This is a genomic window from Halomonas sp. PAMB 3232, from assembly GCF_031954225.1.
In the GTDB taxonomy this organism is placed as follows: Bacteria; Pseudomonadota; Gammaproteobacteria; order Pseudomonadales; family Halomonadaceae; genus Vreelandella.
This window is the reverse complement of the sequence record NZ_CP134865.1, coordinates 3610281-3627649: the sequence shown is the minus strand read 5'-3', so window position 1 is coordinate 3627649 and position 17369 is coordinate 3610281. Positions and strand designations below refer to the sequence as shown.

13 protein-coding genes and 3 rRNA genes are annotated in these 17369 nt (G+C 60.4%); 8 read left to right on the top strand and 8 right to left on the bottom strand.

What is annotated here, in order from left to right:
• Window positions 1-144: 144 nt before the first annotated feature.
• From RN346_RS16705 to ruvX, 4 genes are all read left to right on the top strand, one after another.
• On the top strand, window positions 145-837 hold the full coding sequence (locus RN346_RS16705; protein ID WP_311961738.1) for a S1-like domain-containing RNA-binding protein: 693 nt from the start codon (window positions 145-147) through the stop codon (window positions 835-837).
• 84 nt (window positions 838-921) lie between these two features.
• A complete protein-coding gene (gene gshB / locus RN346_RS16700; protein ID WP_311961737.1) occupies window positions 922-1881 on the top strand; it encodes a glutathione synthase in 960 nt (319 codons plus the stop codon).
• A gap of 70 nt (window positions 1882-1951) precedes the next feature.
• A complete protein-coding gene (locus RN346_RS16695; RefSeq protein ID WP_263585726.1) occupies window positions 1952-2509 on the top strand; it encodes a YqgE/AlgH family protein in 558 nt (185 codons plus the stop codon).
• Window positions 2509-2964: a Holliday junction resolvase RuvX gene (ruvX, locus tag RN346_RS16690; protein ID WP_263585727.1), complete on the top strand. Its 456-nt coding sequence runs from the start codon at window positions 2509-2511 to the stop codon at window positions 2962-2964. The genes RN346_RS16695 and ruvX overlap by 1 nt, the downstream gene beginning before the upstream one ends.
• A gap of 37 nt (window positions 2965-3001) precedes the next feature.
• Here the strand turns inward: ruvX and pyrB are convergent, their stop codons facing one another.
• On the bottom strand, window positions 3002-4027 hold the full coding sequence (gene pyrB / locus RN346_RS16685; protein WP_311961736.1) for an aspartate carbamoyltransferase: 1026 nt from the start codon (window positions 4025-4027) through the stop codon (window positions 3002-3004).
• 545 nt (window positions 4028-4572) lie between these two features.
• Between pyrB and RN346_RS16680 the strand changes: the two genes are divergently transcribed.
• The 4 genes from RN346_RS16680 to RN346_RS16665 all read left to right on the top strand — a co-directional run bounded on the left by RN346_RS16680 (window position 4573) and on the right by RN346_RS16665 (window position 11186).
• Window positions 4573-6107: ribosomal RNA gene (locus tag RN346_RS16680) — 16S ribosomal RNA — on the top strand.
• Window positions 6108-6389: 282 nt separating this feature from the next.
• Window positions 6390-9279: ribosomal RNA gene (locus RN346_RS16675) — 23S ribosomal RNA — on the top strand.
• Window positions 9280-9409: 130 nt separating this feature from the next.
• Window positions 9410-9525 (top strand): 5S ribosomal RNA (gene rrf, locus RN346_RS16670).
• Together the 16S, 23S and 5S rRNA genes form the textbook arrangement of a ribosomal RNA operon.
• A 329-nt stretch (window positions 9526-9854) precedes the next feature.
• Window positions 9855-11186 carry a deoxyguanosinetriphosphate triphosphohydrolase gene (locus RN346_RS16665; protein WP_263585729.1) on the top strand — a complete coding sequence of 444 codons (1332 nt, stop codon included), beginning with the start codon at window positions 9855-9857 and terminating at the stop codon, window positions 11184-11186.
• On the opposite strand, the gene RN346_RS16660 is transcribed toward RN346_RS16665, so the two are convergent.
• The 7 genes from RN346_RS16660 to RN346_RS16630 all read right to left on the bottom strand — a co-directional run bounded on the left by RN346_RS16660 (window position 11183) and on the right by RN346_RS16630 (window position 17338).
• Entirely contained in the window at window positions 11183-12091 is a 909-nt protein-coding gene (locus tag RN346_RS16660; RefSeq protein ID WP_263585730.1) for a nuclease-related domain-containing protein, read from the bottom strand. The genes RN346_RS16665 and RN346_RS16660 overlap by 4 nt on opposite strands.
• A 51-nt stretch (window positions 12092-12142) precedes the next feature.
• Window positions 12143-12517: a translation initiation factor Sui1 gene (locus RN346_RS16655; RefSeq protein WP_263585731.1), complete on the bottom strand. Its 375-nt coding sequence runs from the start codon at window positions 12515-12517 to the stop codon at window positions 12143-12145.
• Window positions 12501-13214, bottom strand: coding sequence for an HAD family phosphatase (locus tag RN346_RS16650; RefSeq protein WP_263585732.1), 714 nt, complete (start codon window positions 13212-13214; stop codon window positions 12501-12503). Before RN346_RS16650 ends, RN346_RS16655 begins: the two co-directional genes overlap by 17 nt.
• A gap of 269 nt (window positions 13215-13483) precedes the next feature.
• Window positions 13484-13828: a hypothetical protein gene (locus RN346_RS16645; protein WP_263585733.1), complete on the bottom strand. Its 345-nt coding sequence runs from the start codon at window positions 13826-13828 to the stop codon at window positions 13484-13486.
• A gap of 148 nt (window positions 13829-13976) precedes the next feature.
• Window positions 13977-15041: a class II fructose-bisphosphate aldolase gene (fba, locus tag RN346_RS16640; protein WP_263585734.1), complete on the bottom strand. Its 1065-nt coding sequence runs from the start codon at window positions 15039-15041 to the stop codon at window positions 13977-13979.
• 49 nt (window positions 15042-15090) lie between these two features.
• Window positions 15091-16260: a phosphoglycerate kinase gene (locus RN346_RS16635; RefSeq protein ID WP_311961735.1), complete on the bottom strand. Its 1170-nt coding sequence runs from the start codon at window positions 16258-16260 to the stop codon at window positions 15091-15093.
• Window positions 16261-16294: 34 nt separating this feature from the next.
• Window positions 16295-17338 carry a glyceraldehyde 3-phosphate dehydrogenase NAD-binding domain-containing protein gene (locus tag RN346_RS16630; protein WP_311958968.1) on the bottom strand — a complete coding sequence of 348 codons (1044 nt, stop codon included), beginning with the start codon at window positions 17336-17338 and terminating at the stop codon, window positions 16295-16297.
• Between the last annotated feature and the right edge of the window lie 31 nt (window positions 17339-17369).

Sequence of the window (17369 nt, the reverse complement as noted above, 5' to 3'; positions counted from 1 at the left end):
AATGATCCATTTCTTATTGACCCATTGAGCATAGCAGCTCGGCCTAAACGCATTTAACGCAAGGCCGGGCGCATCGCTGCCGCCCGCTTTGCCCCCGGCAGGCCCAGGGCTCATAATGAAGATTCATTTATCGAGGAAGTGCTCATGGCTGACGACGCGCGCCCCACCTCTGGGCCTACAAGCGATGCAATCGCCCGCATCGGGGAAGTGGCCTATTTGACGGTGGTGACCGTCAACGACACCGGCGCGTTTCTGCGCTGGGGCCTGCCCAAGGACGTGCTGTTGCCTTATGGGGAGCAGCGCTTTCGCCCCGACCCCGGCAAGCGCGTGCTGGTTAAGCTGTATGAGGACGACCGCGGTCGCCCGGTCGCCTCGCAGCGCCTCGACCGCTTCTTGAGTGACGATGCATCGAGTCTTGAAAACGGCGAGGAAGTCGCCATTATCGTCGCCGACCGCACCGATCTGGGTCTCAAGGTCGTGGTCAACCATCGCTACTGGGGGCTGATCTACCAGGACGACATCACCAAGCCCCTGCGTCGCGGTCAGTCGGTGACCGGCTACGTCAAGCAGCGACGCGACGACGGCCGAGTCAATATTTCGCTACTGCCGCCAGGTGCTGCGCGCCTGGACGTGGTCGGCGAGACGATCCTGGCCGCGCTCAGAGAGAGCGGCGGCTATCTGCCGCTGGGCGACAAGAGCGACGCCCACGCCATCAAGGCGCGGCTCGGGGTCAGCAAGAGCGCCTACAAGCAGGCGATCGGCCGACTTTACAAGCAGCAGCTGATTACCCTCGCCCCGGATGCGATCCGCCTGGTGCCCGGTGCGCTCACCCAGTGAGGTTTGCATCGACCGTGAGGTTTGCGTCGCCCTGGAGGTGCGTCATACTGCTTCTCATACCGTTTATGAAGGGATAGTGCCCCGATGAGTCAACCGAATCTGCAGCTTGGCGTCGTAATGGACCCCATCAGCGCCATTGCCTACAAAAAGGACACGACGCTGGCCATGCTGTGGGCCGCCCAGGAGCGCGGCTATACCCTGTACTACATGGAGCAGGGTGATCTTTTTCTGGAGGCAGGCAAGGCCCATGCCCGGATGCGCGCGCTGACCGTTCACCGCGACCCGACGCACTGGTTCGATCTGGGCGAGGTCGAGTCGCGCCCGCTTGCGAGCCTGGACGCGGTGCTGATGCGCAAGGACCCGCCGGTGGATGCCGAGTTCATCAACGCGGTGCACCTGCTGGGCTTTGCCGAGCGCGAAGGGGTGCTGATCGTTAACCCGACCCAGGCGCTCTTGCAGTGCAACGAGAAGCTCTTCGCCCAGCAGTTTCCCGAGTGCTGCGCGCCGACCATCGTCGCCAGCCGCGATGACGTACTGCGCGCCTTCCACGCCGAGCATGGCGACGTCATCTTCAAGCCGCTCGACGGCATGGGCGGCACCGGCATCTTTCATATCGAACCCGGCGGGCGCAACATCGGCGCCGTGATCGAACAGCTCACCCTGCGTGGGCAGCGCCAGATCATGGCCCAGCGTTACCTGCCCGAGATCAAGGATGGCGACACGCGCATTCTGCTGGTCGACGGTGAGCCGGTGCCTTATGGGCTGGCGCGCATTCCTTCCGCCGGGGAGACGCGCGGCAACCTGGCTGCCGGCGGGCGCGGCGTCACCCGCGAGCTCACCGCCCGCGATCATTGGCTGATCGATCAGGTCAAACCGGTCATCAGGGAGAAGGGGCTGATGTTCGTGGGACTTGATGTGATCGGTGACTACATCACCGAAATCAACGTCACGAGCCCCACCTGCGTGCGCGAAATCGACGATCAGCGCGGCACCGACATCGCCGGGCTCCTGCTGGACGCCGTCGAGCGCCGCCTTGGCGCCTGAAGGCGCCACACGCGCCATTCACTGCCTATCAAGCGAGGCGCGCTGACGTTCGGCGCGCCGTAGGAGACGCATGCAAAGCTTAAAACACCACTTCTTAATGGCAATGCCGCACCTCGACGACGCCAATTTTGCCGGCAGTCTGATCTATCTGTGTGACCACGATCACAACGGCTGCATGGGTGTGATCATCAACCACACCCTCGAGATCACCCTCGACACGCTGTTCGAGCAGCTCTCGCTCGGCGGTGAGGAGAGCCCGCACCGCAACGCGCCGGTTTATTACGGTGGCCCGACGCACAAGGACCGCGGCTTCATTCTGCATGTCGGCGACAGCCAGGAGTGGGACTCCAGCGTTCAGGTCGATGACAACGTCGCGCTTACCACCTCGATGGATATCCTCAAGGCGCTCGCCGACGGCGAAGGCCCAGAGCAGTTTCTGGTCTGCCTGGGCTGCGCTGGCTGGGAAGTCGGGCAGCTCGAGGACGAACTCAAGGAGAACAGCTGGCTGACCGTGGAAGGCGATGAGCGCGTGATTTTCGCCACGCCCCCCGCTGAGCGGCTGGCGAGCGCGGCGGGCATTCTCGGCGTGGATTTGAACCTCATGACCCGCGACGCGGGGCACGCCTAGTGGCAACGCCCGGTCAGCGGCTGGTGCTCGCCTTCGATTACGGCACGCGGCGTATTGGCGTGGCGGTGGGCAACGAGCTTTTGAAAAGCGCCCGCGAGCTCGACCCGCTCACCGCCCGCGACGGCATCCCCGACTGGCAGCGCGTCGAGACGCTGCTAAAAGAGTGGCAACCGGATCTGCTGGTGGTTGGGCTTCCGCTCAATATGGACGATAGCGAATCGGAGATGAGCCGGCGCGCGCGCAAGTTCGGCAATCGGCTTCACGGGCGTTTTGGCAAGCCCGTCGAGATGGTCGACGAACGCGGCTCTACCAGGGAAGCCAAAAGCATCGCCCGCGACGCCGGCCACCGCGGCAACTACCGTGAAGAGAGCGTCGATGGCATCGCTGCCGTGCTCATACTGGAGGGCTGGTTTGCCCACCGGGAAGGGCTCCCCGGCGGGCGTCTCTCGCTCTAACCGCTACGTCTCTTTATAGCCTTTCTACTTCTATTGCTTAGCGATCCAGCGTGCCGGTCTGATGGGGGACGAACCAGCGGACCGGGCGCAGATCCTCGGCGATCAAATCGTCGACTTTCAAAAGCGTGGCAAAAATCGCCATGCGCATTGGAATGCCGTTGTCGGTCTGGCGGAAGATCGCAAGTCGGGGGTCACCGTTCAGGTCCACGTTGAGATCGTTCACGCCGGGGCGGCTGTCGCGGGGCAGCGGGTGCATGACGATCGTGGAACTTGTGCAGTGGCGATCGAGAAAGCCCTTGTTAACGACGAACTCAGTCGAGACGCCCTTGAAGCTTTCGTTCATCTCCTCGGTGAAGCGCTCCTTTTGAATGCGCGTGGTGTACACCACGTCCAGATCACTGAAGTCCGTGCCCAGGTGCTCGCGCATCTCGACCCGGTGGCCGCGCGAGGTCACCAGGTCCACTAGGTGCGCCGGCATTTCGAGGCCCGGCGGCGACACCAGCGTGATGCGTAGCGGGTCATAAAGCGAGAGCAGCTTGATCAACGAATGCACGGTGCGCCCGTACTTCAGGTCGCCGGTAAGTAGAATGTGGGCGCCTTCGAGGCGCTTGCCCAGACGCTGAAACTCCTTATCGATCGTATAGAGATCCAGTAGCGCCTGGCTTGGGTGCTCGCCCGGGCCGTCGCCTCCGTTGATCACCGGCACGTTGGTCGCCTCGGCGAACTCGGCCACCGACCCCTGCTCCGGGTGACGCATCACGATCGCATCGCAGTAGCCACTCATCACGCGGCTGGTATCGTAAAGCGATTCGCCCTTCGCCATGGAGGAGAAGGTAAAGCCGGTGGTATCACAGACGCTTCCGCCCAACCGGCAGAACGCGGCGTTGAAGCTCACGCGCGTACGGGTACTGGCTTCGAAAAACAGATTGCCCAGTACCGCGCCTTCCAGCACGCGGGTGACCTGTTGGCGGCTGGCGATCGGCTCCATCTGCGCGGCCACACGCAGCAGATGATCGACGCCTTCGCGGTTCAATGAATCAACGGATAGCAGGTGGGGGCTCATCAAGGACCTCGGAGATGGTGGGCGAGAGCGCTAGTTTAACCGTTAACCGGGGCGGGGCCGAAATGCTTTGAAAAGGCCAGACGATTAGCCGTGAAAGATTTTTACAAAACCGCTTGCACTCGCCCCGCCAAATCCGTAAAGTACGCATCCGCTGCCGGGGACGGACAACGTTTCCAGCGGTGGATGAAGGTGAAAACCTTCGGTTTGTCAGGAAGTTAGAGCACTGTTCGGCAGGTTTGAATGGCTCGCTTCACTCGCTGAAATCAGCGGTTGACAAATTCACCGGAATGCGTAGAATACGCCTTCCTCGACGGGCAAGCGGTTCAGGTCATCGAACGGTTCGTCGAACAGCTCTTTAACAATTTGATCAGGCAATTCATGTGGGCGTTTGCCGATGAGGGTGACAAGTCACCTTATATCAAGGCAGACGAACACAGCGATACCTTTCGAGGTATCACGGTAAATTCGTTTGAACCTTGAGCCAGGATTGATTCGCCTCTGCGTCATGTCGTCGTACATGGGCAGGCAAGAATCACACTGATTTTAAACTGAAGAGTTTGATCATGGCTCAGATTGAACGCTGGCGGCAGGCTTAACACATGCAAGTCGAGCGGCAGCACGGGAAGCTTGCTTCCTGGTGGCGAGCGGCGGACGGGTGAGTAATGCATGGGAATCCACCCGATAGTGGGGGATAACCTGGGGAAACCCAGGCTAATACCGCATACGTCCTACGGGAGAAAGGGGGCTTCGGCTCCCGCTATCGGACGAGCCCATGTCGGATTAGCTAGCTGGTGAGGTAACGGCTCACCAGGGCGACGATCCGTAGCTGGTCTGAGAGGATGATCAGCCACATCGGGACTGAGACACGGCCCGAACTCCTACGGGAGGCAGCAGTGGGGAATATTGGACAATGGGCGCAAGCCTGATCCAGCCATGCCGCGTGTGTGAAGAAGGCCCTCGGGTTGTAAAGCACTTTCAGTGGGGAAGAAGGCCTGCCGGTTAATACCCGTCAGGAAGGACATCACCCACAGAAGAAGCACCGGCTAACTCCGTGCCAGCAGCCGCGGTAATACGGAGGGTGCAAGCGTTAATCGGAATTACTGGGCGTAAAGCGCGCGTAGGTGGCTTGACAAGCCGGTTGTGAAAGCCCCGGGCTCAACCTGGGAACGGCATCCGGAACTGTCAGGCTAGAGTGCAGGAGAGGAAGGTGGAATTCCCGGTGTAGCGGTGAAATGCGTAGAGATCGGGAGGAATACCAGTGGCGAAGGCGGCCTTCTGGACTGACACTGACACTGAGGTGCGAAAGCGTGGGTAGCAAACAGGATTAGATACCCTGGTAGTCCACGCCGTAAACGATGTCGACCAGCCGTTGGGTGCCTTGTGCACCTTGTGGCGAAGTTAACGCGATAAGTCGACCGCCTGGGGAGTACGGCCGCAAGGTTAAAACTCAAATGAATTGACGGGGGCCCGCACAAGCGGTGGAGCATGTGGTTTAATTCGATGCAACGCGAAGAACCTTACCTGCTCTTGACATCCTGCGAACCCGGAAGAGATTCCGGGGTGCCTTCGGGAACGCAGAGACAGGTGCTGCATGGCTGTCGTCAGCTCGTGTTGTGAAATGTTGGGTTAAGTCCCGTAACGAGCGCAACCCTTGTCCCTATTTGCCAGCGCGTAATGGCGGGAACTCTAGGGAGACTGCCGGTGACAAACCGGAGGAAGGTGGGGACGACGTCAAGTCATCATGGCCCTTACGAGCAGGGCTACACACGTGCTACAATGGCCGGTACAAAGGGCAGCGAACTCGCGAGAGCAAGCGAATCCCGAAAAGCCGGTCTCAGTCCGGATCGGAGTCTGCAACTCGACTCCGTGAAGTCGGAATCGCTAGTAATCGTGGATCAGAATGCCACGGTGAATACGTTCCCGGGCCTTGTACACACCGCCCGTCACACCATGGGAGTGGACTGCACCAGAAGTGGTTAGCTTAACCCTCGGGAAAGCGATCACCACGGTGTGGTTCATGACTGGGGTGAAGTCGTAACAAGGTAGCCGTAGGGGAACCTGCGGCTGGATCACCTCCTTAAACGATGCGTCATCCTCGCGGTAAACGTCCACAATGAATTGCCTGATCAGATGCTGTTGATGAGCAGTGACAAGCCAGACGCCACGCGTTGTCTTGTCACTGCTTATGGCAGTCGCTCTTTAACAATGTATATCATGCTGACAGTATCGAATGACGATACGGTGACATGAGCTTTGGCTTTTGTGATCGTGACGTGATCTCGATACGCAATTGTTTTGTGATACGTCTCAAGCGTATCCGGCAATCGTTGTCATTGCGGGCCCGGACTCCTTCGGGTTATAGGGTCAAGCAATGAAGCGCACACGGTGGATGCCTAGGCAGCCAGAGGCGATGAAAGACGTGGAAGCCTGCGATAAGGTTCGGTGAGGTGGCAAACGACCTGTGACCCGAACATCTCTGAATGGGGAAACCCACCGACCACAAGGTCGGTATCGTATCCTGAATACATAGGGGTACGAGGCGAACCGGGGGAACTGAAACATCTAAGTACCCCGAGGAAAAGAAATCAACCGAGATTCCCCCAGTAGCGGCGAGCGAACGGGGACCAGCCCTTAAGTTGTGCAATCGATAGGCGAACAGTCTGGGAAGTCTGACCATAGCGGGTGATAGTCCCGTAGCCGAAATCCGAGCACAGTGAAATCGAGTAGGTCGGGGCACGAGAAACCCTGATTGAAGACGGGGGGACCATCCTCCAAGGCTAAATACTCCTGGCTGACCGATAGTGAACCAGTACCGTGAGGGAAAGGCGAAAAGAACCCCGGCGAGGGGAGTGAAATAGATCCTGAAACCGTGTGCGTACAAGCAGTGGGAGCAGACTCGTTCTGTGACTGCGTACCTTTTGTATAATGGGTCAGCGACTTATATTCAGTGGCGAGCTTAACCGAATAGGGGAGGCGTAGAGAAATCGAGTCTTAACTGGGCGACCAGTCGCTGGATATAGACCCGAAACCGGGCGATCTATCCATGAGCAGGGTGAAGGTTGAGTAACATCAACTGGAGGCCCGAACCAGGATCTGTTGAAAAAGATTTGGATGACTTGTGGATCGGAGTGAAAGGCTAATCAAGCCCGGAGATAGCTGGTTCTCCTCGAAAGCTATTTAGGTAGCGCCTCACGTATCACCACCGGGGGTAGAGCACTGTTTCGGCTAGGGGGTCATCCCGACTTACCAACCCGAGGCAAACTCCGAATACCGGTGAGTGCAGCGTGGGAGACACACGGCGGGTGCTAACGTCCGTCGTGAAAAGGGAAACAACCCGGACCGTCAGCTAAGGTCCCCAAATCCTGGTTAAGTGGGAAACGATGTGGGAAGGCTCAGACAGCCAGGAGGTTGGCTTAGAAGCAGCCATCCTTTAAAGAAAGCGTAATAGCTCACTGGTCGAGTCGGCCTGCGCGGAAGATGTAACGGGGCTAAACCAGGTACCGAAGCTACGGGTGCATCCTTATGGATGCGCGGTAGAGGAGCGTCGTGTACGCCGACGAAGGTGGATCGAGAGGTCTGCTGGAGGTATCACGAGTGCGAATGCTGACATGAGTAACGATAAGGGGAGTGAAAAACTCCCCCGCCGGAAGACCAAGGGTTTCTGTTCGATGCTAATCAGAGCAGAGTGAGTCGGCCCCTAAGGCGAGGCCGAAAGGCGTAGTCGATGGGAAACGGGTCAATATTCCCGTACCGGACATGATTGCGATGGGGGGACGGAGAAGGCTAGGTGAGCCGGGCGCTGGTTGTCCCGGTGAAAGCAGGTAGGCTGAATGCTCAGGCAAATCCGGGCGTTCAAGGCCGAGATGCGAGACGAACGGCCTTTGGGCCGGAAGTCACTGATGCCACGCTTCCAGGAAAAGCCTCTAAGCTTCAGATCATGTGCGACCGTACCCCAAACCGACACAGGTGGTCAGGGTGAGAATCCCAAGGCGCTTGAGAGAACTCGGGTGAAGGAACTAGGCAAAATGGTGCCGTAACTTCGGGAGAAGGCACGCCGGCGTAGGGTAGAGGGACTTGCTCCCCGAGCCTGAACCGGCCGAAGATACCAGGTGGCTGCAACTGTTTAGTAAAAACACAGCACTCTGCCAACGCGCAAGCGGACGTATAGGGTGTGACGCCTGCCCGGTGCCGGAAGGTTAAGTGATGGTGTTAGGATTCGTCCGAAGCTCCTGATCGAAGCCCCGGTAAACGGCGGCCGTAACTATAACGGTCCTAAGGTAGCGAAATTCCTTGTCGGGTAAGTTCCGACCTGCACGAATGGCGTAATGATGGCCACGCTGTCTCCACCCGAGACTCAGTGAAATTGAAATCGCCGTGAAGATGCGGTGTACCCGCGGCTAGACGGAAAGACCCCGTGAACCTTTACTATAGCTTCACACTGGATACTGATGTTGCCTGTGTAGGATAGCCGGGAGGCTAGGAACTCCGGACGCCAGTTCGGAGGGAGCCACCCTTGAAATACCGGCCTGGCATCATTGGTGTTCTCACTCCGACCCGTCATCCGGGTCGAGGACAGTGTGTGGTGGGTAGTTTGACTGGGGCGGTCTCCTCCCAAAGAGTAACGGAGGAGCACGAAGGTACCCTCAGCACGGTCGGACATCGTGCAATGAGTGCAAGAGCATAAGGGTGCTTGACTGCGAGACAGACACGTCGAGCAGGTGCGAAAGCAGGTTCTAGTGATCCGGTGGTTCTGTATGGAAGGGCCATCGCTCAACGGATAAAAGGTACTCCGGGGATAACAGGCTGATACCGCCCAAGAGTTCACATCGACGGCGGTGTTTGGCACCTCGATGTCGGCTCATCACATCCTGGGGCTGAAGTCGGTCCCAAGGGTATGGCTGTTCGCCATTTAAAGTGGTACGCGAGCTGGGTTTAGAACGTCGTGAGACAGTTCGGTCCCTATCTGCCGTGGGCGTTGGATGTTTGAGAAGGGCTGCTCCTAGTACGAGAGGACCGGAGTGGACGCACCTCTGGTGTTCCGGTTGTCACGCCAGTGGCATTGCCGGGTAGCTATGTGCGGACGGGATAACCGCTGAAAGCATCTAAGCGGGAAGCCCCCTTCAAGATGAGACATCCCCGAGGCCTCGAGCCTCCTGAAGGGCCCAGCGAGACCAGCTGGTTGATAGGCACGGTGTGGACGCACCGCAAGGTGTTGAGCTAACGTGTACTAATGGCCCGTGAGGCTTGACCCTATAACACCCAAGGGGTTCGGCCCGCAGTGACAACGAAGCAGGAACCGGATACGCACGAACATGAAGCAAAAGGCTTCATGTCGAACGAGACGATCACGAAACCGTCAGCCGATATACATTGAAAGTTACGCCTGACGACCATGGCTTGCGTGAACCACCCGATCCCTTGCCGAACTCGGAAGTGAAACCGCAACGCGCCGATGGTAGTGTGGGGTCTCCCCATGCGAGAGTAGGTTATCGTCAGGCACCTATTGTGCAGAGAACCCGGCCCCTGGCCGGGTTTTTTGTGTGCGCGAGAAAAGGGCAGCGGCGTATGAGTACCCCCCGTGCGAAAGTACCGGGTCGCCGGCCGCCGGAGCGCCGGCCGCCGGGGCGCCGGTCGCCGGGACGCCGGTCGGGTCATCGTCAGGCACCCATCCCGAAAATCCCCCGTCTCCCCGAGGCGGGGGATTTTTTTATGCGTGCAGAAAAGAATCAGCACACTAGCCAACATCTGCGTTTACTATACCCCGCTCGACCTCACGTCCCGCTACTACCCGTTTTGTGTCAAAATGCACGCCTCAAGGAGGATTGCCATGACACACATGCGCTGGGAGCAGCTGCTCTCGCCCCGTCGTTTGCACGACAAGCGTTCGACCACCGGCCGTGAAATGGGGCGTACTCCGTTTCACAAGGATCATGACCGCATCGTCTTTTCCGGCTCGTTTCGTCGGCTGGGTCGCAAGACTCAGGTGCATCCGCTCACCGAGAACGACCACATCCATACTCGGCTGACCCACTCGCTGGAGGTGGGCTGCGTGGGCCGTTCGCTCGGCATGATCGTCGGCGAGCTCTTGAGCGACCAGCTGCCCGAGTGGATTACCCCGGCGGATCTGGGCGTGATCGTGCAAACTGCCTGCCTGGGCCACGATATCGGCAATCCTCCCTTTGGCCATGCCGGCGAGTACGCCATTCGCGACTGGTTTCGCCGCGCCCAGGGAAGCGGGCTGCTCGACGGGCTTTCCGAGGCAGAGTGTGAGGATTTGCTCACCTTCGAGGGCAACGCCCAGGGCTTTCGCGTCATTACTCAGATCGAGTACAACCAGTTCAATGGCGGTATGCGACTCTCGGCGGCGACCCTTGGCACGCTGTTGAAATATCCCTGGACCGTTCGCTACGGCGGCCGCATGGGCAAGTTCGGCTGCTACCAATCGGAGCAGGCGCTGCTTACGGAAGTGGCCAATGCGGTGGGGCTTTTGCCCCAGGGCGAGCAGCGCTGGTGTCGCCATCCGCTGGCATGGCTGGTCGAAGCCGCCGACGATATCTGCTACGCACTGCTCGACCTGGAAGACGGCCTCGAGATGGGCATTTTGCGCTACGAGGAGGTCGTGGAGATTCTGCGCCAGATCGCCGGTGAGTTTCCGCCGGAGTACGACGATATGCTCAGTCGCAACGTCTCGCAGCGTCGGCGCATCGCGCTTTTACGCGGGGCGGCCATGGAGCGTGCAGTCAACGAAGTGGCGTCGGTGTTCGTGCAAAACGAACAGGCGCTGTTGAGCGGCACGCTGGGTGAGGATCTGCTGGAGCTTTGTCACCCGGATCTGGGATGGGGCGTGCAGGCGGCCAAGCAGCTCGCCCGGGAGCGGATTTTTCAAAACGAGCGCAAGGCGAAACTCGAGATCGGCGCCTACACGACGCTGGGCATTCTGCTGGAGGCGTTCATCGGCGCCGCCCATGAGCTTCACCACACGGGCCAAAGCTCGTTCAAGCATCAGCGCGTATTGGCACTGATCGGAGAAAACACGCCGCTCCCCTCCTGGTCGCTGTACGACAGCTACCGGCGCATGCTCGATTTCATTGGCGGGATGACCGACCACTACGCGGTGGACCTGGCTCAGGAGATGGGCGGTCGGCTTCGCGGCGACTAGACCGAGGCCTTCTGCAGATGGGGCGGCTCGACCATGCGCGAGCGCTCCAGCAGCGCGTGGATGATCTGGTCGTGAAGCGCGTCGGACAAACGCGTCGACGTGAACTCGGTGAGCTCGCGCGCGAGCTGCTCACCGCTGACCACGAGGATGTCCGGTGCCGCCTCGGACGTATCGATGGTCCAGCCCGGTAGCGCCAGCACGCCTTTTACCTCGACCGCCGCGCCGCAGCGCTGCGCCAGCCAGTCGGAAAGCCAGGCAACGCCTTCGCGCGTCTTGAGCAGCGGGCGGCGCTCCTGCCAGTGAGGAAAGCGCAGCCGTTCGTGCTCGACCGCGACCTCGTTGAGTTCCTTGCCGTCAGGACCGAGTGCCAGCGTTCGCGCGCGGGTTTCCACCACGAACACACCGTGCGGCGTCACGACCACGTGGTCGATGGTGAAGTGATCGGTGGGCACATCGTGAAACACGCAGTAGGGATGCGCTTGCGGGCGAATCAGTTGCTCGAGCTCCTGGCCCACCGCCAGCTCGCAGGCAAGGCCTAGCTTGAGCCGGCGGATACGCTGATAGTCGCGAATCAGCAGCAGCGAAAATGCCACGACCAACAAGGTGCTGATAAGCCCATAGAGCGCCCATTCGCCCCACTCCTGATGCTCCACGAACAGCATACGGCCCATCCCGTAAATGAGCGGCGCAAGGCTTACGATAGGGCCAAGGGCGCCGTTGAGAAAGAGCGCGGAGTAGGCACGATCGAGGCGGGTGCGAAGACCCTGGCCGGGTTCTCTGAGCGGGGCGTTGAAGGGGGAATCGACGCGCGCGTCGTGAAGGCTGCGCAGCGCCAGTACGACGCTGGCCATGGCCGCCATCGGAAACAAGAAAATCAGCGGTAGCAGATACTCCAGCCAGACCATTGCAGTGCCTTACCTGTGTGCAGAATCGCTCTGCGGTGCGCGCCGGGCCGTTTAGCCGCCCGCCAGTTTGACCTTATAACCCAGCGCTTCGAGCGCCGTTTTAAGCGTTTCGCGGTGGTCGCCCTGAATCTCGACGACCCCATCCTTGACGGCGCCGCCGGTACCGCAGCGCTTTTTGAGCGTTTTCGAAAGCGCCTTGAGCTCCTCGCCGGCTAGCGGAATCCCGCTGAGCGTGGTGACACCCTTGCCCTTGCGCCCGCTGGTTTCGCGGCGAATGCGCACGATACCGTCGAGCGAGGCGAGCCTTGCCTGCTCGCTTTGCTCCTCGCAGCGGCACTCGTCGATGGGTGCGCGGCAATCGGGGCAGGTTCTGCCCTGCTCGGTTGAGTATACAAGACCACCCAACTGATCACGTAATGAGGCCATACTGTTTCTCTAACAAATACTCGGGTATTGCCACGCTTTTTCGCCCCGCGACCAGCTGTGCCACGACCCCCGGCAGCTGCTGCATGCGCTCGATCGTAATCGCGCCTTCCGGCGTGGTTTCGGTCTCGGGGAAGCGGTTCAAATGAATCACGGTCATGCCCGCTTTCAGCGCGGCGCGAACGCCCACCAGCGCATCGTCGATGGCGATGCATTCACTGGCGCTGTAGCCCATGATACTGGCTGCGTGCAGATGTAGACAGGGTTCCGGCTTCCAGCAGTTGGCGGTATAGCCGCTGAAAAAACGCTTGCCGAAGTAAAGCGTCAGGTCGACGGCCTTGAGCGCGGACTGGATCTTGCTCTCCGGGCCATTGGAGACCACGGCGCTGGGGAAATGGCGAAGCTTTTTGAGCGCCGCCATGACGCCGGGCAGCGTGGTGAGCTCGCGACTCAGGCGGTGAGCGAGGTTGTCGCGCATGAGTCGCTCAGCCGTGGCGAGCCGGTCGGGGTCGACGGCGCCAAAGCGCGCCTGAAGCTCGGCGACGATATTGCGAAAGCGGGCGCCGCGAAATTCGCCCATGTAGTCCTGGCGTTTAAAAGGCAGACCCACCGCGCAGAGCGCGATCGCCATCTCTTCAGCGAGAAGAGGTTCGCTGTCAACCAAAGTGCCATCACAATCGAATAACAAAAGTGGAAGCATCGGTGATCCTTGCAGCGCCGTTGGCTGCGTGTAATAAACCCGTGGTACAAGGTTATCGGGCATTCAATAGCCGACTTTAGTTCTATTGAACGGGATTTTTTTGACTTTGTGAACACTGTTTTATAATTTTTTGAGCCTGCTGAACGTGAAAAAGCGCGCTCTGGGCGCGCTTGAAAATCGGATGATCGAAAAAACAGCAGCTAAAACCTTCACTTCCCGACGGCGTTAACGAAACGGCAAGAGGGATAACGCAGATTAAAAAAATGTGCTCAGCGTGAAAGCCTGCGTGAATTGGCGCGGCTGCGGCGATGATACGGCGACATCGTTTTCTGACTGGTGACCCACCAGGGCGCATAGTGGCCATTCATGGCGCCGAAAAAGGCCTTTTGCATCGCCATGCCCGCCTCGATGCTCGCTTCCATCTTTTCGGTCACCATGCGCTGATTCTCGAGCATCATGCCCGGGCTGAAAAACGGCTGGGTTTGCCAAAGGTGTTGGCGCTGAGCGATCGTCGAAAGCGACGTGCTCCAAAGCTCCAGCGCCATCATGGTGGCGCTATAGATCCCCATCATGGGAACGAAGGGAGCGCTGAACGGCGTGGCGGAGTGCTTCATGGCGATTACCTTCAGTTGATGAAACAGAGTCGATACGGTGATGGCGCCATACTACGCCGATGCTGCGCTGCAACAAGCGTTTTTGATAAGTGATGGCAATAAAAAAGGCGGCCAGGGCCGCCTTTCTCGATTCATGAACGCGAGGTGTTTACTTCACCTTCGGGTCCAGCTCGCCGCGGGCGTAGCGCTCGTACATGTCTTCCAGGTTGATCGGTTTGATCTTGCTGGCATTGCCGGCGGTGCCGAACGCTTCGTAACGAGCGATACACAGATCGCGCATGGACGACACGGTTTCCTTGAGGAATTTACGCGGGTCGAACTCGGACGGGTTCTGGGCCAGGAAGCGGCGAACCGCGCCGGTGGAGGCCAGGCGCAGGTCGGTGTCGATATTGACCTTGCGTACGCCGTGTTTGATGCCTTCGACGATCTCTTCGACCGGCACGCCGTAGGTTTCGGGAATCTCGCCGCCGTACTGGTTGATGATCTCGAGCCACTCCTGGGGTACCGAGGAGGAGCCGTGCATGACCAGATGGGTGTCCGGGATGCGCGCGTGGATCTCCTTGATACGCTGGATCGAAAGCGTATCGCCGGTGGGGGGCTGAGTGAACTTGTAGGCGCCGTGGCTGGTGCCGATGGCGATGGCCAGTGCGTCGACGTGGGTCGCCTTGACGAACTCGGCGGCCTCTTCCGGATCGGTCAGAAGCTGCTCCATGTCGAGCTTACCTTCGGCGCCGATGCCGTCTTCTTCGCCGGCCATGCCGGTTTCCAGGCTTCCCAGGCAGCCAAGCTCGCCTTCGACGGATACGCCGCAGGCGTGGGCCATTTCCACCGTGCGGCGGGTGACGTCGACGTTGTAGTCGTAATCCATCGGCGTCTTGCCGTCTTCACCGAGGGAGCCGTCCATCATCACCGAGGAGAAGCCGAGCTGGATCGAGCGCTGGCACACCGCAGGGCTGGTGCCGTGGTCCTGGTGCATGACCACCGGGATATGCGGAAACTCTTCCACCGCGGCCAGAATCAGGTGGCGCAGAAACGGCGCGCCGGCGTACTTGCGCGCGCCTGCCGAAGCCTGCACGATCACTGGCGAGTCGGTCTTGTCGGCGGCTTCCATGATGGCGCGCATCTGCTCGAGGTTGTTGACGTTGAAAGCCGGGATGCCGTAGCCGTGTTCGGCGGCGTGGTCGAGCATCTGGCGCATGCTGATTAAAGCCATGAAGTCACCTTACTGGTTGTCGGTCTTGAGGGTCGATGGTGGTAACGGGTTACGCGCCGCGGGCAGCGGCTTCGAGAGCGGTCACGGCGGGAAGCGCCTTGCCCTCGACGTACTCCAGAAACGCGCCGCCGCCGGTGGAAATATAGGAGACGCGATCGCCAATGGCGTACTTGTCGATCGCGGCCAGGGTGTCGCCGCCGCCGGCGATCGAGAACGCCGCGCTTTCGGCGATCGCGTTCGAGAGCGCCTCGGTGCCCTTGCCGAACTGGTCGATTTCGAACACGCCCACCGGGCCGTTCCATAAAATCGTGCCGGCGTCCTTCAAGAGCCCGGCCAGGCGGCCGGCGGTGTCCGGGCCGATATCGAGGATCATCTCGTCGTCCGCCACCTGATCGACCGGCTTGACCGTCGCTTTCGCGGACTCGGAAAACTCGGTGGCCACGACCACGTCGGTGGGCAGCGGAATGTTGACCGTCGCCATCAGCGTTTTGGCCTGATCGACCAGATCCGCTTCAAAAAGCGATTTGCCCACATTATAACCCGCCGCGGCGATGAAGGTGTTGGCGATGCCGCCGCCGACGATGAGCTGGTCGCACTTCTCGGAGAGCGCATTGAGCACGTCGAGCTTGGTCGAGACCTTCGAGCCGCCGACGATCGCCGTCATGGGCCGTTTCGGCGTGGCCAGCGCCTTCTCGAGCGCTTCAAGCTCGCCGGCGAGCAGCGGGCCGGCGCAGGCGATGGGGGCAAAGCGCGCCACGCCGTGGGTCGAGGCCTGGGCGCGGTGGGCGGTGCCGAAGGCGTCCATCACGAAAATGTCACAAAGCGCGGCGTAGCGTTTGGCCAGCGCCTCGTCGTCCTTTTTCTCGCCGGTGTTGAAGCGCACGTTTTCGAGTAGCACGACATCACCGTCGTCGAGTTCCGGCGCCTGGTCGAGGTAGTCGGTGGCAAGCATGACCGGCTGGCCCAGCAGCTCGCCAAGGTGCTCGGCGACCGGGCCGAGCGAGAACTCCTCGGCGGGCTCGCCTTCGGTGGGACGGCCCAGGTGGCTCATCAGCAGCACTTTTGCGCCGGCATCCCTGGCCGCCTGAATGGTCGGCAGGGCGGCGCGCAGACGCGCGTCGCTGGTGACGCGGCCATGCTTGATCGGTACGTTCAGATCCTCGCGGATCAGCACGCGCTGACCCTTTAGCGAGTGCTCGGACATCGTTTGCACGTTCATCCAGACGGCTTCCTTGTGGTTGGGCGTTGGTACGTCAGTGGCTTGGAGGCGGCGCGAGCGACGCCAGGCGTCGGCTGATATCCAGCATTCGGTTGGCAAACCCCCACTCGTTGTCGAACCAGCAGAGCAGTTTGACCAGCCGCTTGCCGGCGACCCGGGTCTGGGTGGCGTCCAGAATGCCCGAGTGCGGGTCGTGATTGAAGTCGACCGAGGCCATTGGGGCCTCGGTGTAGTCCAGCACGCCTAGAAGACGCGTGCGGCACACTTCCTTCAACAGCGCGTTGACTTCCCGGGCGTCGGTATCGCGCTTCACGGTGAGCGCGGCATCCATCGCCGAAACGTTAATGGTCGGCACGCGCACGTGCAAGCACTCGAAGCGCCCCTTGAGTGCCGGCATCAAGCGGCTGATGCCCACGGCCAGGCCCGTATCGACGGGCACGATGGAGTGCATCGCCGAGCGGGTCAGGCGCAGGTCGGTCTGGTGGTAGGCATCGATCACCGGCTGGTCGTTCATCGCCGAGTGAATGGTGGTGGTCACGCCGTGCTCGAGCCCCAGCGCCTCGTCGAGCACGGTGAGAAGCGGTACCAGACAGTTGGTCGTGCACGACGCCGCCGACAGAATGCGCTGCTCGGCCGACAGCGTCTGTTCGTTGATCCCCCAGACGATAGTGGCGTCGACGTCGGACTCCGCCGGCTGCGAGAACAAAAGCCGCTTGGCGCCGGCCTCGAGATGCTGTTCAGCGGTGGCGCGGTCCTTGAAGCTACCCGAACACTCCAGCACCAGGTCGATCTCAAGCGCTCGCCAGGGCAGGCGGGACGGGTCGGCTTCGCTGAGTACCTGAATGCGCCGCCCGCCCACCACCAGCGCCTCGCCGTCGCTCTCTACTGAGGCAGGAAAACGGCCATGCGTGGTATCGAAGCGGGTGAGATACGCAATCGTATCCAGATCCGACAGCTCGTTGATCGCGACGATCTCGAGGTCGGGGTCGTCGCGCTCGATGAGCGCGCGCAGCACGCACTGGCCGACGCGGCCATAGCCGTTGATGGCGATACGAAATGCAGGTGTGGACTCGGCCATAAGCGGCAGCTCTTTAGCGGGCGGTGGCGGC

Coding starts and splice junctions, on each gene's coding strand:
- gshB (WP_311961737.1), top strand. CDS start 922: ATGAGTCAACCGAATCTGCAGCTTGGCGTCGTAATGGACCCCATCAGC.
- RN346_RS16705 (WP_311961738.1), top strand. CDS start 145: ATGGCTGACGACGCGCGCCCCACCTCTGGGCCTACAAGCGATGCAATC.
- RN346_RS16660 (WP_263585730.1), bottom strand. CDS start 12,091: ATGGTCTGGCTGGAGTATCTGCTACCGCTGATTTTCTTGTTTCCGATG.
- RN346_RS16650 (WP_263585732.1), bottom strand. CDS start 13,214: ATGCTTCCACTTTTGTTATTCGATTGTGATGGCACTTTGGTTGACAGC.
- pyrB (WP_311961736.1), bottom strand. CDS start 4,027: ATGAGCCCCCACCTGCTATCCGTTGATTCATTGAACCGCGAAGGCGTC.
- RN346_RS16655 (WP_263585731.1), bottom strand. CDS start 12,517: ATGGCCTCATTACGTGATCAGTTGGGTGGTCTTGTATACTCAACCGAG.
- RN346_RS16695 (WP_263585726.1), top strand. CDS start 1,952: ATGCAAAGCTTAAAACACCACTTCTTAATGGCAATGCCGCACCTCGAC.
- RN346_RS16630 (WP_311958968.1), bottom strand. CDS start 17,338: ATGGCCGAGTCCACACCTGCATTTCGTATCGCCATCAACGGCTATGGC.
- RN346_RS16635 (WP_311961735.1), bottom strand. CDS start 16,260: ATGAACGTGCAAACGATGTCCGAGCACTCGCTAAAGGGTCAGCGCGTG.
- RN346_RS16645 (WP_263585733.1), bottom strand. CDS start 13,828: ATGAAGCACTCCGCCACGCCGTTCAGCGCTCCCTTCGTTCCCATGATG.
- fba (WP_263585734.1), bottom strand. CDS start 15,041: ATGGCTTTAATCAGCATGCGCCAGATGCTCGACCACGCCGCCGAACAC.
- RN346_RS16665 (WP_263585729.1), top strand. CDS start 9,855: ATGACACACATGCGCTGGGAGCAGCTGCTCTCGCCCCGTCGTTTGCAC.